General features: G+C 60.2%; 14 protein-coding genes. 6 read left to right on the top strand and 8 right to left on the bottom strand.

Translation table 11 applies throughout. The annotated features are described in order from the left end of the window. Positions 1-81 precede the first annotated feature (81 nt). Positions 82-708 (top strand): hypothetical protein, encoded by a 627-nt coding sequence (locus AS026_RS17240; RefSeq protein WP_018857318.1) that lies wholly within the window; start codon positions 82-84, stop codon positions 706-708. A 52-nt stretch (positions 709-760) separates the two neighbouring features. On the opposite strand, the gene AS026_RS17235 is transcribed toward AS026_RS17240, so the two are convergent. Continuing rightward, the gene (locus tag AS026_RS17235; protein WP_062370717.1) at positions 761-1,789 is read right to left on the bottom strand and encodes a CorA family divalent cation transporter; all 1,029 of its coding nucleotides are present in this window, start codon (positions 1,787-1,789) and stop codon (positions 761-763) included. A gap of 242 nt (positions 1,790-2,031) precedes the next feature. On the opposite strand from AS026_RS17235, the gene AS026_RS17230 reads away from it, so the two are divergent. The 3 genes from AS026_RS17230 to AS026_RS17220 all read left to right on the top strand — a co-directional run bounded on the left by AS026_RS17230 (position 2,032) and on the right by AS026_RS17220 (position 5,671). Beyond that, on the top strand, positions 2,032-2,937 hold the full coding sequence (locus tag AS026_RS17230; RefSeq protein WP_062370715.1) for a universal stress protein: 906 nt from the start codon (positions 2,032-2,034) through the stop codon (positions 2,935-2,937). 104 nt (positions 2,938-3,041) lie between these two features. Continuing rightward, positions 3,042-4,547, top strand: coding sequence for a succinyl-CoA:acetate CoA-transferase ScpC (scpC, locus tag AS026_RS17225; RefSeq protein WP_062370713.1), 1,506 nt, complete (start codon positions 3,042-3,044; stop codon positions 4,545-4,547). A 332-nt stretch (positions 4,548-4,879) separates the two neighbouring features. Next, a complete protein-coding gene (locus AS026_RS17220) occupies positions 4,880-5,671 on the top strand; it encodes an SDR family NAD(P)-dependent oxidoreductase (protein WP_018857314.1) in 792 nt (263 codons plus the stop codon). Positions 5,672-5,854: 183 nt separating this feature from the next. Here the strand turns inward: AS026_RS17220 and AS026_RS17215 are convergent, their stop codons facing one another. The 3 genes from AS026_RS17215 to AS026_RS17205 all read right to left on the bottom strand — a co-directional run bounded on the left by AS026_RS17215 (position 5,855) and on the right by AS026_RS17205 (position 9,106). After that, positions 5,855-7,189 carry a solute carrier family 23 protein gene (locus AS026_RS17215; RefSeq protein ID WP_025660039.1) on the bottom strand — a complete coding sequence of 445 codons (1,335 nt, stop codon included), beginning with the start codon at positions 7,187-7,189 and terminating at the stop codon, positions 5,855-5,857. Positions 7,190-7,512: 323 nt separating this feature from the next. Continuing rightward, positions 7,513-8,481: a DMT family transporter gene (locus tag AS026_RS17210; protein WP_025660040.1), complete on the bottom strand. Its 969-nt coding sequence runs from the start codon at positions 8,479-8,481 to the stop codon at positions 7,513-7,515. Positions 8,482-8,842: 361 nt separating this feature from the next. After that, entirely contained in the window at positions 8,843-9,106 is a 264-nt protein-coding gene (locus AS026_RS17205; RefSeq protein WP_409564072.1) for a hypothetical protein, read from the bottom strand. A gap of 473 nt (positions 9,107-9,579) precedes the next feature. Here AS026_RS17205 and AS026_RS17200 point away from each other — a divergent pair, with 473 nt between their 5' ends. Both AS026_RS17200 and AS026_RS17195 read left to right on the top strand, forming a co-directional pair. Beyond that, positions 9,580-10,317 (top strand): response regulator, encoded by a 738-nt coding sequence (locus tag AS026_RS17200; RefSeq protein ID WP_062370711.1) that lies wholly within the window; start codon positions 9,580-9,582, stop codon positions 10,315-10,317. Continuing rightward, positions 10,317-11,651, top strand: a complete 1,335-nt coding sequence (locus AS026_RS17195) for a sensor histidine kinase (protein ID WP_062370709.1) — start codon at positions 10,317-10,319, stop codon at positions 11,649-11,651. The genes AS026_RS17200 and AS026_RS17195 overlap by 1 nt, the downstream gene beginning before the upstream one ends. A gap of 107 nt (positions 11,652-11,758) precedes the next feature. Here AS026_RS17195 and AS026_RS17190 read toward each other — a convergent pair whose 3' ends face one another. The 4 genes from AS026_RS17190 to AS026_RS17175 form a co-directional block, all read right to left on the bottom strand. Then, positions 11,759-12,175, bottom strand: coding sequence for an organic hydroperoxide resistance protein (locus AS026_RS17190; RefSeq protein WP_062370708.1), 417 nt, complete (start codon positions 12,173-12,175; stop codon positions 11,759-11,761). A 336-nt stretch (positions 12,176-12,511) separates the two neighbouring features. Next, positions 12,512-13,564, bottom strand: a complete 1,053-nt coding sequence (locus AS026_RS17185; protein WP_018117207.1) for an alpha/beta fold hydrolase — start codon at positions 13,562-13,564, stop codon at positions 12,512-12,514. 366 nt (positions 13,565-13,930) lie between these two features. Next, positions 13,931-14,563 (bottom strand): maleylacetoacetate isomerase, encoded by a 633-nt coding sequence (maiA, locus tag AS026_RS17180; protein WP_062370706.1) that lies wholly within the window; start codon positions 14,561-14,563, stop codon positions 13,931-13,933. Between the two features lie 11 nt (positions 14,564-14,574). Continuing rightward, positions 14,575-14,784: a hypothetical protein gene (locus AS026_RS17175; protein ID WP_025660044.1), complete on the bottom strand. Its 210-nt coding sequence runs from the start codon at positions 14,782-14,784 to the stop codon at positions 14,575-14,577. Positions 14,785-14,808 lie beyond the last annotated feature (24 nt).

Here is a 14,808-nt window from a genome sequence, read left to right as displayed (position 1 = left end):
ATCACGCGATTTCGATTTTACGCCGAGACGTACCTGCAATACGCTTCGCCCCGCTAGAAATTTCAACCGGGGAGAGTCGCCATGAGACGCAGGTTTGCCTATATCGCGGCCGCTTTGGCCTTTTCAGCGGTCGGGGTCCATGCTCAGGACACCGCCATGAGTTTCTTCGTAACCAGTGTAAATCCAGGCAAGGGCGGCGATCTCGGTGGTCTCGCCGGTGCGGACGCCTATTGCAACACGCTTGCCACGGCCGCTGGCTCCACGGGTAAGACCTGGAAAGCCTATCTTTCCACCGACGCCGAAAATGCAAAGGACCGCATTGGCTCTGGGCCCTGGTATAACGCCAAAGGCGAAAAGATCGCCGACGACGTGGCCTCTCTGCACAGCGACAAGAACAACCTGACCAAGCAGACCGCGCTCAATGAGAAGGGCGAAATCATCAACGGCCGAGGCGACACGCCGAACCGGCACGACATGCTCACCGGTTCGAAAGCCGATGGCACTGCGGCGCCGGAGACATGCGGCAACTGGACGATGGGCGGCGCTGAAGGTGTCGCGATCGTCGGCCACAGCGACCGAACAGGCCTTGATGACTCCGCCCAAGCGAAGTCGTGGAACTCCTCGCACCCGACACGCGGCGGCTGCACCGTCAAAGCCTTCAATGGGACTGGTGGCGACGGCCTGTTCTACTGCTTCGCAGCGAATTGATCGCATAGAGGACAGCGCATTCAAGGCTCGTAGTCTGGGACGATGCCGTGCTCTAAAGCCAGCCGATACGCCGAAGCACCCAGAGCGTCGCAACGGATGTGATCGTCACGAATACGACAATGATGATGAAAGCCCAGGTGTCGTTGACCCCCGGGATGCCTCCGACATTCATTCCGAACAAGCCGGCCACGACACTCGGAGGCAGTAGCAACGCCGCCAGCGCCGCCAGCCGGTTGGAATTGCGCGCGATGCGCTCGCTGATCACCGTCGAAAGGTCGTCGTGCAGAATACCCGTACGGTCGCGGATGGCATCGAGGTACTCGATGAAGCGCATCAGCTTGTCGATCACCTCGCGCATCCGCAGCTTGTCGCGCTCCAGCAGCCATGGCGCATCATCATGCTCGATGCGGTTCAACGCATCGCGCTGCGGCGCCAGATAGCGGCGAAGCTGGACGGAACGCCGACGCAGCAGCTTGAGGCGTTCGCGCACTTGGCCTGCCTCGCCGTGAAAGATCATCTCGTCAAGCTCATCCACCTCCTCGTCCATGGAGTCGAGCACTGGCTCCAGGTCGCGCACAAGCTTGTCGCCGATCAACGCCAGGAGGTCACCAGTGCGTAGCGGGCCCTTGCCTTTCTGGAGCGCCTGGCGAATGTCGCGAAGGGCGGTAATGTAGTGACCGCTGTCCCGCAGCGAAATCACCGTGTTCGCATCGACCCACATATGGAGCGGCACGAGATCGATGTCGGTCTGCTTTTCCGACGCTTCGTCCGGCGCAGTCGCACAGACGCCGCGAAGGATGATCAGCAGGCCATCGTTGACTGGCTCGACGCGAGGCCGTGTTTCCTCTTCGAGAAGAGCTTCGGTCACGAAGCTATCGAGACCGCTTTCCCGGTTGACCCAATTGGCCGCCGCCGCATGGTCGCGCTCGAGGTGCAGCCAGATGATCCCATCTTCCGGCTTCCACATTTGCGCCCGGGCAATGTCCAACTGCGTGCAGCCGCCACACCCGTCCAAGAGCAAGGCGAAGCGTAATCCCGGCTCCGCGCCATAGGTCAGCTTAGAGGTAACTGCCGTCTCCATCGCGCCCCGCATATAGCTAGAGGGAACCAAAAAATGCAGCCGACACAAAAGCTTGGCACCGGAGATTCTAGCAGGTCGCGATTAAGGCGCAAGACCGGCGGAATCGGCACCGGGATTCGGCAGCCACCGGCTTCGGTGCTTAAAATAGGTCGCCTTCCTCTGCCAAGGCGATTTCAACGCCGGTCATATTAGCGTATTATTCCAGTGCAACCGTGCGGGCCGATCCATGAAGGAGGGCCAGATTGATCACGACAACCACCGACGACCGCAACTGGTCACAAGGCTTCAGCGCATCTCACGCAGGTGCGGCTCCACGCAACGTTCGTGATCTCACCAGCCATGCCGATATTGTCGTGCTGCTGCCCGATCCAGCCTCGGCACAAACCTGCCTCGATCTGGCCGACGACGCGGCCGATGCCGTGCAGGACAACATTGCCGCCGTGCACATCGGTGCCGATCCGCTGTCGATGCTCGTATCCGCCGAGGAAATCGAACTGCAAATGATGCGCGACCTGGAGGAAGGTTCGACGCACGAGCGGTACGAACACGTCAGGCAGCTGTTCGAGGAGTGGAAATTGCATGCGCCTCACCGGCAAGACTTGATGCTCGGCGATTGCCAGGGCGATCTGCGCCGCTGCGTCAGCACTGTCTGCCGGAATGCGTCGCTTGTCGTAACGCCCTACAGAGGCAATCTCGACGCTCGTGATGCCTTTCACGATGTCCTCTTTCATGAAGGCAAGCTGGTGCTGGTCCCCCCAGCCAGTGGCTATCGGGGGCACCTGCTGGACCACGTCCTCGTTGGCTGGAAGCCGCATGACCACGCACGACGGACAATGGTCGCCGCAAGGCCCTGGCTTGCCGCCGCCAACCGCATCACGGTGCTCTGCGTCGATGACAAACCGAACAGGCACTACGAGAAGTCGGCCAGGGAAATCTGCCATCAGCTGGGGCTGGATGCCGAGATTGTCGTTACCTCGTCATCGGGCCGCTCGGTCGGCAACACCATCCTCGACTTTGGCGCGTCGACGAACGCCACCTGCATTCTGATCGGTGCGTTCAAGCACGGTTATCTGCTCGAGCTGCTTCTCGGCCGCGTCACCTATCGCCTGCTGTCCCATGCCACTATTCCTCTACTTATGAGCCATTGATGGAGCCGACTAGACCGGCGCTTGATCGACGCCGCGCGCGACAAGGCGCGGAACGCTTCATGCGGGTCAAACCGCCTGTTCACGCAGACAGCTAGGAGGCGAGTATGTCCCGAATGTTCAATGAGAATTTGCGTTCACGGATCATGACGGCCGAGGACGCGGCATCGCTGATAACCAGCGGCTCGACGGTGGGGATGAGCGGCTTTACCGGATCGGGTTATCCAAAATCAGTACCGCTTGCACTTGCGGCCAAGATCGAAGCAGAGCATGCGGCGGGCAATCCTTTTCATCTTCGTGTCTGGACCGGCGCCTCCACCGGTCCCGAACTCGACGGCGCGCTCGCCCGAGTGAACGGCATCGAGTTTCGACTGCCCTACAACTCTGATCCATACGCCCGCGAAATGATCAACCGAGGCGAAATGGAATACTTCGATATGCATCTTTCTCAGGTCGCGCCGATGGCCTGGCAGGGCTTTCTCGGCCCCCTTGATACCGCGATTGTCGAAGTCTCCGGCATTCGCGCCGATGGCTCGCTTATTCCGTCCTCCTCGGTCGGCAACAACAAGACCTGGCTCGACCGCGCAGAGAAGGTCATACTCGAGGTCAATCGTTGGCAGAGTCCCGCGCTCGAAGGCATGCACGACATCTATTATGGCACGGCACTGCCGCCGCACCGGGTCCCGATACCGTTGGTTCGGCCGGATGACCGGATCGGCGAAACGGCGTTCCGCTGTGATCCCGACAAGATCGTCGCTATTGTCGAGACCGATGCGCCGGATCGCAACTTGCCCTTTACGCCGCCGGACGACGCCGCCAAGGCCATTGCCGGCCACCTGCTGGAATTCTTCGGTCACGAAGTTGCCAAGGGGCGTTTGCAGGCTTCGCTTCTGCCAATCCAGTCCGGCGTCGGCAATATCGCCAATGCAGTGCTGACTGGCTTGATCGACAGCCCTTTCGAGAACATGACGGCATTTACCGAGGTCATCCAGGACGGCATGCTCGACCTGCTCGATGCCGGTAAGCTCAGGATGGCTTCCGCGACCGCCTTCTCACTCAGCCCGGAGGCGGCACGTCGTCTTAACGAGAACATGCCAACCTATCGTGGCAGGATGGTGCTGCGGCCGCAGGAGATCAGCAATCATCCCGAACTGATCCGCCGTCTTGGCTGTCTTGCGATGAATGGCCTGATCGAGGCTGATATCTACGGCAATGTTAACTCGACCCACATCATGGGCTCGCGCATCCAGAACGGTATCGGCGGCTCCGGGGATTTTGCGCGCAATGCCTATATCTCCATTTTCATGACTCCATCGACTGCCAAGGGCGGCAAGATTTCTGCGATTGTGCCGCAGGCAAGTCGTGTCGATCACATCAACCAGGACGTCCAGGTGCTGGTGACGGAACAGGGCCTTGCGGATCTGCGCGGGCTTTCGCCGAAGCAACGCGCGCGGACGATCATCGACAACTGTTCCCATCCCACCTACCGGCCCGCTCTTCTTGACTATTTCGAGCGCGCGCTTGCCGGCTCTTACGGTTTACAAACCCCAACCTTGCCGAAGGAAGCCTTGTCGTGGCACCAGCGCTTTATCGATACCGGCTCGATGTTGTGACGGAGCCAGGTTGCCGTCCAAGCCATTGTTGTACGCTGGTGGCCGCTGTCTGCGCAAAGCCGTCAGTTGCCAATGATCGCCCCAAGCGGACGCGTTCCGTTCCGCGATGGGTGTTGCCGTTGAATCGGGTGTTGGCAGGAGAGAATTCGCCGGCCGCCCTTTATGAAGCGATCGACGCCGTAAGGTCTGATTTCTCCTCGGTCCGGAGGTTGCCGCATTCGTGCTGACTGACGATGTTGTGTGAAAGATCGCCGGATCCTCGGCGGTCAGACCGTTGCGAGACTGCAGAACTGACTATACGTTTCGTCATCCAACCTCGACGGGAGCGGAAAATGCAAATTGATCTTACTGGTAAGAGGGCGCTGGTCACAGGATCAACGGAAGGCATCGGCTACGCAATTGCCCGCCAGCTTTCAAGGGCTGGAGCAGATGTCGTTGTCAACGGCCGGTCCGAAGACAAAACCGCAAAGGCCGCCGCACGGCTCAAGAGCGAAGGTCCCGGTGGCAAAGTCAAGTCTGCTGCCGCCGACCTCTCAACCGCCGAGGGGTGTGCAGCGCTTGTCGCCCAAATTCCTCAGGTAGACATCCTGATTAACAACGCGGGCATCTTCCAGCCAATCGACTTTTTCGACGCCGAGGACGAGGTCTGGGATCGACACTGGCAGGTCAACGTCATGTCCACCGTCAGGCTCTCCCGCGCCTATCTCCCAGGCATGCAGAAGTTAAACTGGGGCCGCGTGATATTCCTGGCCTCCGAATCCGGTTTCAACATTCCAGTCGAGATGATCCACTATGGCGTCAGCAAGACCGCCGACATCGCGGTTGCCCGTGGTCTCGCCAAGCGCATGGCCGGCACGGGCATCACAGTGAACTCCGTCCTCCCTGGGCCCACGCTTTCCGAAGGCGTAGAAACGATGCTTGCCGAAGAGCAAGCTAGAACCGGACTGCCGCTGGAGGAGGTCGCTGCCGCCTTCGTGAAGCAGCATCGCAGCAGCTCGATCATTCAACGTGCCGCCACCGTCGAGGAAGTCGCCAACTTGGTGACCTATCTTGCGTCGCCGTTCGCTTCCGCGACCACGGGCGCGTCCGTTCGCGTGGACGGTGGGGTCATCGACACTCTCTGACAGCAGACTCTTGCCGGGTTCGACCGGCCTGGAGCCACTACTCGGTCTCACGCCGGTGAACCGCGACTCCATGGTCGTTGATCTCTGCGTGCCGCGCCTCCGATGGCTGCCTCGTGGCAGCCGGCAGAGCGCAGAGCAGGACGCAAAGGCGCGGGAACTCGTCCCGCGCGATGGCGACGGGCGCTAAGCGTTCTGCTCTGACCCCTTGGGCAGGTTCGCCCATCCGAGTGCGTGGTAGAGGATAATCGCTCCGATCGTCGCGGTACCAATTCCGTCAAGCGTAAATCCCCCGACCGCGAGCTTGAAGTTGCCAGCACCCAGCACAAGCGCGACGCCAACCGTGATGAGGTTGCGCGGCTCGGCGAAGTCGACCTTGTTCTCGACCCATATGCGGCCTGCAGTCGCCGCGATGAGACCAAAAACGACGATCGAAAGCCCGCCGATAACAGGTCCGGGGATCGTCTGGATAAGGGCGCCGAATTTCGGCGAGAACCCGAGCAGGATGGCGACCGCGGCCGCAACGAGGAAGACGAGCGTGGAGAAGATGCGCGTTACCGCCATCACCCCCATGTTTTCGGCATAGGTCGTCATGCCGGTACCGCCGAAGGCGCCCGAAACCATGGTCGCGATACCGTCGCCGATGAAGGCACGGCCGAGATAGGGGTCGAGATTGCGCCCCGTCATTGCTCCGATTGCTTTGATGTGCCCAAGATTTTCGGCAATGAGGATAACGACGACTGGGGCGATCAACGTGATCGCGGAGCCGGAAAAGACCGGCGCCGTGAAGTGAGGCCAACCGAACCAAGGGGCCGCCGCGACGCCGGAAAAATTGATCGGCGCGCCGTGGCCCAAACCGTTCGCGACAAAGAGATAGGCGAGATAGGCGAGCGCACCGCCGAGAAGGATCGGCAGGCGGCGGGCAATGCCCGGCGCGTAGACCGCGACCAGGCCGACGGCGGCGAACGTCAGAATTGCGACCCAGCGCGAGAGCTGGTCGCCCTCAGGGTTGGCAGGGCCAATGCCCGAGGCGCTGGATATGGCGATCGGCGCGAGCACAAGCCCGATTGCGGCGACGATTGCGCCGGTGAGGACTGGTGGCATTAGCCGTTCAATCCAGCGATGACCGGCGAGCGCGACCGCGACGCCGATCAGCGCATAAATCGCACCCGCGGCGATGATGCCACCGAGCGCCAGCGCGATGTTCGGGTTGGGTGCCCCGGCGACCGCCCCCGTCGCGGCAAGAACGGGACCGATGAAGGCGAAGGACGAGCCGAGATAGCTCGGTACGCGCCCGCCCACGGCGACAAAGAAAATCAACGTCGAAAGGCCGGAAAACAGGATCGAGACGTTGGCGTCGAAACCCATGATTATCGGAGCAAGCACCGTTGAGCCGAACATTGCCACGACATGCTGGAGGCCCAGCACCATCGTCTGCCCTGTGGGCAGCCGCTCGTCGGGCAGAATGCGCCCCTCCGTCTTCAGCCGCCAACGCGGAAAATAGCCATTTGTGTCGCGCATCGCTCGCCCCGTTCCGTTCGATTTCGCCAAGCGACCTTGAAGAATTTTGAGATGGGTCGGAGGCGCTAAATAGAGTTATCGGTCATCCGAATACTCAACCGTCGCTAGGCTTAGACTTCTTGTACCGGCTTACCCGATGCTTCGATACTAATATCGGCCGCCGCTGTCATGGGGTCGGAACACTTTCCCACAACATCGACCCGCTGAATGATTCAGGCAAGGAATAAGCTGCGGACAATACCTGTCGGCCGAATGACCGCTTGCGGTGCATCCCGGCCGAAGCTGTCTTTTGGGCGAGCGTCGACCACCTGGCGGCAGAGCACTCACTCCGATGCCAGCACCGGATTGCCCGGTCGAAACTGTGTTTCGTAGAAGATCCGGACTGACAGGACTACCCCAGCAATAAGAATGGCGACTCCTGCGGTTTCTACAGCGCTCGGCCATCGCGCATGGACTGCCAGCCCGCCGATGACACCAAACGCGGTTTCCGAAACGATCAATTGCGCGGCCAGTGCGACAGGCAAGTTTCTTGAGGCAATGTTCCAGGCCCACACGCCGCATACCGTTGCCAGTAGTGCGAACGATGCGCCCCAAACATAGAGCGAGCCGGCGGCATGCCAGCCGAAGCCGAGCTTGGGAAGCTGGAAGAGACCCATTGCAGCTCCGGCCGGGTAGAAGGCAAGCATCAAGACGCCTCCACCGACGAGAATAAGAGCGGACCACACACCGGATGGCATGTCAGGCCGGGCGGCCAGTGCGGCCTGGTTGGAAATCGCGAACCAGACCCACAACGCGACCGCTGCAAGCGCCAATGGAACGCCGATCCAGACTGAACGGACAGAATCCAATCCTTCGGCCGTGAATACCGTACCATTGACCAACATTAGACCGACCAGGACCAACATGAGGGGCATCAGCAGAAACCGCCATGGCAATGATGCCTGCCTTTGATTGCCGATGACCATCAGAGCGATTGGAACCAGACCAAGAAAGGCGGGAGCAATCACTGGCCCCGCAAAAATGGCAGCTCCCGTTACCGTCAGGAAGTAACCGACATAGCCAATGAAGGAGAGCCAGATCGCGGAAAGCACGTTTCGGAGCGTGAGATATTGTACCGCCCCCTTATTCGAAAACAGAATGCACAAGCCGACCAATGCGGAGGCTACATGGCGGACAAGGGCAAAATCAAAGGTCGAATAGCCACCAATTATGAAGGGCACAACGAAGTTGAGCGAAAAGGCAAAAGCCGCGAAGAGTGCGGCAAGTACGCCTATGTAGAAGCCTTTTTCCATCGTCCTGCCCTCTGGTCTTCCAAACACCGGTACATCCTTGGCTGCTGCCCTGTCGACGATCTTCCAGACTGGAAATCGGCGTTGAGCAACCGCGCGTTTGCGCGCGCGTTGGACTTGCCCAACATCGCGTCGGATTAGAGCGGCCGAGTGTATACGGTGTGTGTTTGTTGAGCGTCGATTTGTACCGGAATGTACCTTAGGTCGTGGGTGTCGAGGTGCCGACGCATTCCAGGACGAAGGGCAAATTGACTTATCTGGCGCGATCCGGACGTGATTGATCTTCTGCAGCCAGCCGGATTCGCCAAACGAACCTCGAAAGTTTTCCCGAGAGTCGATCGGGGCATGGGCTCTCAGCCCTGCCTTACCTTCTGCTCCAGGCCAAGAACGGCCGATAGTGTCGCTGGACTATAAGCAGAGTTCGATCGGGCTGGATGACATAGATCTCCTCGACCTCACGCCCCGTTTGATCCGTGAACGTATGGGGGAACGAAGAGCCGATCGGCGCCTTCGTCAGCTTCGTTCGAGGCTGGCCGCCATAGGTTATGCTGCCGGGAATAGGCGCATATCCTTCCCCCGAATAGGAAACCGACGTGACCGCGCAACCCGCAACAAGAACTGCCATCATCGCCGCCGCTACTATTTGGATCATCCTCAGGCCCCCAGGTTATAGGTAGATTCTCGCACATGTAGTCACCGCCGATCAATGGTGTACCTTATTTCTCGATGTGTTTGTCGCAGAAAGCGATCGGACGCTTGAGGCTGCCTAAGGGTGGAGCGATCCAGATTGTTTGCTCTGCTGCTCATAGGCGCAATGCGCCCCTCGCACCCAGAACCGCGGAAATGTTCGCCCTGGCGTGACCGTCATCTCAATGCGAACGGCGTGCCGCGAGCAGCTTGTCACCGGACAGCTGCCGGCCCAATGCCATCGGAATGAACAAAACGATTTCCATGACTTATCGGAGGAATTCAAGGTGTGGACATTGTATCGCAATGTATCCAAAGATCCGTTGGATACAGAGACATGCAAGCCCGCGGGCCGTAAACATACGGCGGATACATCAGGGGCGTCGCTAGCAGTGCAATAATGGAGATCGCGCGATGGAGCACATCGACCACATCCTGATCGTCGATGACGATCGCGAAATCAGGGAGCTCGTGTCGAGCTACCTGAAGAAAAACGGCCTGCGTGTCACCGCCGTCGCCGACGGCCGGCAGATGCGCGCATTCCTCGACGCGAACTCGGTCGATCTCATCATCCTCGATGTCATGATGCCCGGCGACGATGGCCTCGTTCTGAGCCGCGAGTTGCGGGCCGGACGACACAAGGCCGTTCCGATCGTCATGCTGACAGCGCGCACCGACGAGATGGATCGCATCATCGGCCTCGAGATGGGCGCAGACGACTACCTGGCCAAACCATTTTCGGCACGCGAATTGTTGGCGCGCATCAAGGCCGTGCTGCGGCGCACCCGCATGCTGCCGCCCAATCTGCAGGTGTCGGAAGCCGGCCAGCTGCTGAGCTTCGGCAAGTGGAAGCTCGATACGACGGCACGGCATCTTGTCGATTCCGATGGGACGGTCATCGCACTCAGCGGCGCCGAATATCGCCTGCTGCGCGTCTTTATCGACCACCCCCAACGGGTGCTGAACCGCGATCAGCTTCTCAACCTGACACAAGGCCGCGAAGCCGAGCTTTTCGACCGTTCGATCGACCTTCTGGTCAGTCGTGTCCGCCAGCGGCTCGGCGACGATGCCCGCGAACCGACCTACATCAAGACCGTTCGCAGCGAAGGCTATGTCTTCTCCATGCCGATCGAGATCACCGAGGCCCGCTGATGGCGACGCACGCCCTTCTGAATGGATTTCGTCTGTGGCCGCGCACCCTCGGAGCGCGGCTATTTCTTATTCTGCTTGCGGGCCTGGCGGTCGCCCATGCGATGTCGTTCACCGTGCTGTTTTTCGAGCGCTACACGGCCGCCAGATCGGTGATGTTCAACACCCTCGAAAACGATGTTTCGACCTCGATCGCCATCCTCGATCGCCTCCCGCCAGACGAGCGCGCCGACTGGCTCGATCGCCTTGACCGGGGAAGCTACAGGTTTGTTCTGGGGCCGGGCCTGCCAGGAAAACCGGCGCTCGATGCACGCGGCACCGAATTTGCCGCCAAGGTACGGGCGGCGATCGGGCCGAAATTTCCGATCACGGTCGAAACCATCCCCGGTCCGAATTTCCGCCTTCAGGCGCATCTCGCCCTCAGCGATGGAACGCCCCTGACGATAGACGTCAATCCCGCGGGCATCATGCCCCTCGCCGACTGGCTGCCCTATGTACTCGCCGCGCAACTGGCTTTGTTGGTCCTCTGCAGCTGGTTTGCCGTGCGTCAGGCCATTCGTCCTCTCGTCAATCTCGCAAAAGCGGCTGACACACTTGATCCGAACGTGAAGGCCCTTCGCCTGAGTGAGACGGGACCAAGCGAAGTCGCCTATGCCGCAACCGCCTTCAACGCAATGCGCGAGCGCATCGCTCAATATCTAGAGGAGCGCGTCCAGATACTTGCAGCCATATCGCATGATCTGCAGACGCCGATCACGCGCATGAAGCTCCGGGCAGAAATGGCCGAGGATTTCGGCGATCGGGACAAGTTGATGCAGGATCTCGGCGAGATCGAACGTCTCGTCAAGGAAGGTGTCGCCTATGCTCGTAGCGCCCACGGCAATGTCGAAAAACCTTCGCGCATCGACCTGTCCTCGTTCATCGAGAGCCTTGTCTACGACTACCAGGACACCGGCAAGGACGTTGCTATCACGGAGATGAGCGGCGGCGCGATCATGACGCGGCCGCATGCCTTGAGGCGCGTTCTGACCAACCTCATCGACAATGCACTGAAGTTCGGCGGCAGCGCCGAGATCGAGGTGAAACGCCGCCCCGATGAGGGCATCGTGATCAGCGTGTTCGATCACGGCCCCGGCATTCCGGATGATCAGTTGGAAGCCGTCCTCAAGCCTTTCTTCCGGCTGGAACAGTCGCGCAATCGCGACACCGGCGGAACCGGACTTGGCCTTGCTATTGCCGTGCAGCTGGCCGCGGCAATCGGTGGGTCGCTGACGCTGCGCAACCGCGACGGCGGAGGCCTCGTGGCGGAAATCGCCATCAACAAAACCGCGGCTTAACCCGCCGCCGGGCACGCTCTCCAATACAAAGAGCGGCAGCCGTGACGGCTGCCGCTCCTCAACATCACACACCCGATCTGACGGGGAGGACCGTTTTTCTTATCTCGTCAGACGAGGTTTATGGTGACGTTGATATTGCCGCGCGTTGCCTTGGAATACGGGCAGGTCTGGTGTGCCGCGTCGACAATGGCCCGCGCAGTTTCCTGATCAATGCCCGGCAGGCTGACGTTGAGGCGTGCCTGAAGAGAGTAGCCGCCGGTGCTGCTGCAAAGGTCCACCTCGGTATCAACCGCAAGGTTGGCCGGAAGCGCGATCTTCAGGTTGCCGGCGGCAAAGCCCATTGCGCCAATGAAGCAGGCCGACCAGCCGGCGGCAAAAAGCTGCTCGGGGTTCGTCCCCTGCCCCGTGCTGCCCGGCGAGGACAGCTTGACGTCAAGGCGACCGTCGGAGCTGTGCGATGCTCCATCGCGGCCGCCGGTCGTGTGTGTCTTACCAGTGTAGATGACTTTCTGGTTCTCACTCATACTGTTCTTCCTTTCGACGAAATGGACGCCGCCGAGGCCCGATTGCCTCGCTTGCGGTCGAACACAGATGGCGCTCCGCACGTGTCTGGAATGTTTCGCCGTCACGCTGAAATGTAACCAACTCCCCCACAGACGTGGGGCCGATACACTGCGATACGAACCGCAGGCGAACGGCCGATATCTCAACCAATTGCCGGACGCAGATTGCGACTGATGAGATCGCTTCACACGCGTACCCATGAAAAAACCCGGCGTGAACGCCGAAAACGCTCTCCGCCAGGTTCAAAATTCCAAAGGCCAAACCGGAAAAGCCGCGGCCATCCACCGGTAGAGCGATCAGAACCGGTCGACGTCGACCACAGCCTGTGCAAAGGCTTGAGGCGCTTCTTGCGGCAGATTGTGACCAATGCCGCCGGTGATCAGCCGATGCTCATACTTGCCCGAGAACTTCTTGGCATAGGCCTCCGGCTGCGGATGAGGCGCACCATTGGCGTCACCTTCTAACGTAATTGTCGGCACGCCGATAACCGGGAACTTGGCAAGCTGTGCTTCGAACTTGTCATACTTCCGCTCGCCCTTGGCCGCACTGATACGCCAGCGGTAGTTGTGAATGGTGATATCGACGTGATCGGGATTTTCAAAGGCGGCGGCGCTGCGGTTGAAGGTCGCGTCGTCGAAATTCCACTTGGGGGACGCGAGTTGCCAGATGAGCTTGGCAAACTCGCTCCGGTATTGCTCATAGCCTTTGCGACCGCGTTCGGTCGCGAAGTAGAACTGATACCACCAGGCTAGCTCCGCCTTCGGCGGTAGCGGCGCCTTGTTGGCTTCCTGGCTGCCAATGAGGTAACCGCTGACGGAAACCAGGGCCTTGCAGCGCTGCGGCCAAAGGGCCGCGATGATGTCGGCCGTCCGAGCGCCCCAATCGCAACCGGCGATCAGCGCCTTCTCGATCTTCAGGGCATCCATGAACGCCACGATATCGGCAGCAATCGCAGCCTGCTGACCGTTGCGCATCGTCTTGTCGGAGAGGAAACGCGTAGTGCCGTAGCCACGCAGATAAGGCACGATAACGCGATAGCCGGCGGCGGCCAGCAGCGGCGCGACGTCGACATAGGTGTGGATGTCATACGGCCAGCCATGCAGGAGAATGACCGGAGGCGCGTCGCTCGCTCCAAGTTCGGCGTAGCCGACGTTAAGCACGCCTGCATCGATCTGCTTGATTGTGCCGAACGACGTGTTGGTGCCTGGCGCGATGGCAGGAATGCGGGCAGCAGCCGGCGTCGCCGCCTGGGCAAGGCTCGTCCCGATGCCCCCTAATTGTGCGGCTGCGACGGTCAGTGCCGCCACGCCCATGAACCGCCGCCGTTGTTGGTTGACTTCCTCTGCCATCGCTACTCTCCAGACTGTGTTAAAGACACCGATATTAAGCATGATCGATGTATATCGTTTGTGTGTCCGCTGGCTGGAATTGAAACCCAATGTAGATACGTTTGTTGAGAGATACATTGGTATACATTGCACTGCTTTTGTCCGCTCACAGCACAACCTACAACAACTCACGCGCGCGAAAATCAGCAAGGCCGGGCCAACGCGTGACCCGACCTCAAGGGCTGAAGCACCCAGCGGTTGAATATCGTAGATTCCCTGTGCGGACGACCCGATGTGGCGACAATCAAGCGGCGCGCGGCATTCGGCCGCACTGCGAGCCATCAAGGCTAAGAATCCGGCAGCGGTACTGGTTGAACCGCAAGGATCTCAGCTTCGGGGCGCCGGACCATTGTCGGCAAAAGCGGGGATCTCTCGAAGCCTGGCGACAACCGCTGCAATTCGGGGCCACTGGTCGAGCGGAAGCCCAGCCCGCTCCGCATTGATCGCCTGTGGGAAGAGGCAGATGTCGGCCATCGACGGCGCATCGCCGGCCACATACTGACCTGTCTGCCGCCGCGCGAGCAATTCTTCCACTGCCGTCAGGCCGACACGGATCCAGTGGCGGCTCCATTCCGCGATATCCTCGGCCTTGACGCCGATCATTCCCAGGTGCGCGGTCACCCGGGGCGGAAGGAGCGGATGGATATCCGCGGCGATCGCCAGGGCGACGGTCCGCGCAAAGGCGCGATCTTCAAGCTTGCCGGGCAGGAGTGGAGGTTCGGGGTAACGCTCGTCGAGATATTCGATGATGGCGAGAGACTGCGTCAGCAATACGCCTTCATCCGTCAGCAAAGCCGGAACGAGCCCCTGCGGATTGAGTTGCAGATATTCCGGCTTCCGGTTGAGTGCATCCGGCCCAAGAATTCCGATCGCCTCGCGCTCGACGTCCAGACCCTTCAGCGCAAGTGCGATCCTGACACGGGACGCAGCCGACGAGATCTTGTCCTGGAAGAGTTTCATTGTGGATTTCCTCAATAATTCGCGTGTTGGAGCAATAGGTTATCAGACGTCACGAAGGAAGCCTTCGCCATCTGCGCGGGCTCCTTCGAGCCGGCATCCGCCGCCGGCGACAACAGCGAGAACAGTGCCGCGATCGGGGGCGGCTCGCCCGGAGCGCTATCCCAGGCGCATGGCACAGCTGCCAACGCAAGCACAGCATAAGTGATGACCAGAATGCGCATTTTCTTTCTCCTCGATTGCTCGGT

The sequence above is a fragment of the Rhizobium altiplani genome (genome assembly GCF_001542405.1).
GTDB lineage: Bacteria > Pseudomonadota > Alphaproteobacteria > Rhizobiales > Rhizobiaceae > Rhizobium > Rhizobium altiplani.
Note: the sequence above shows the minus strand (reverse complement) of the source record. Positions and strands in the feature narration are given on the sequence as shown.

Coding starts and splice junctions, on each gene's coding strand:
- AS026_RS17190 (WP_062370708.1), bottom strand. CDS start 12,175: ATGAGTGAGAACCAGAAAGTCATCTACACTGGTAAGACACACACGACC.
- AS026_RS17175 (WP_025660044.1), bottom strand. CDS start 14,784: ATGCGCATTCTGGTCATCACTTATGCTGTGCTTGCGTTGGCAGCTGTG.
- AS026_RS17205 (WP_409564072.1), bottom strand. CDS start 9,106: ATGATGGCAGTTCTTGTTGCGGGTTGCGCGGTCACGTCGGTTTCCTAT.
- maiA (WP_062370706.1), bottom strand. CDS start 14,563: ATGAAACTCTTCCAGGACAAGATCTCGTCGGCTGCGTCCCGTGTCAGG.
- AS026_RS17200 (WP_062370711.1), top strand. CDS start 9,580: ATGGAGCACATCGACCACATCCTGATCGTCGATGACGATCGCGAAATC.
- scpC (WP_062370713.1), top strand. CDS start 3,042: ATGTCCCGAATGTTCAATGAGAATTTGCGTTCACGGATCATGACGGCC.
- AS026_RS17210 (WP_025660040.1), bottom strand. CDS start 8,481: ATGGAAAAAGGCTTCTACATAGGCGTACTTGCCGCACTCTTCGCGGCT.
- AS026_RS17235 (WP_062370717.1), bottom strand. CDS start 1,789: ATGGAGACGGCAGTTACCTCTAAGCTGACCTATGGCGCGGAGCCGGGA.
- AS026_RS17195 (WP_062370709.1), top strand. CDS start 10,317: ATGGCGACGCACGCCCTTCTGAATGGATTTCGTCTGTGGCCGCGCACC.
- AS026_RS17240 (WP_018857318.1), top strand. CDS start 82: ATGAGACGCAGGTTTGCCTATATCGCGGCCGCTTTGGCCTTTTCAGCG.
- AS026_RS17185 (WP_018117207.1), bottom strand. CDS start 13,564: ATGGCAGAGGAAGTCAACCAACAACGGCGGCGGTTCATGGGCGTGGCG.
- AS026_RS17215 (WP_025660039.1), bottom strand. CDS start 7,189: ATGCGCGACACAAATGGCTATTTTCCGCGTTGGCGGCTGAAGACGGAG.
- AS026_RS17220 (WP_018857314.1), top strand. CDS start 4,880: ATGCAAATTGATCTTACTGGTAAGAGGGCGCTGGTCACAGGATCAACG.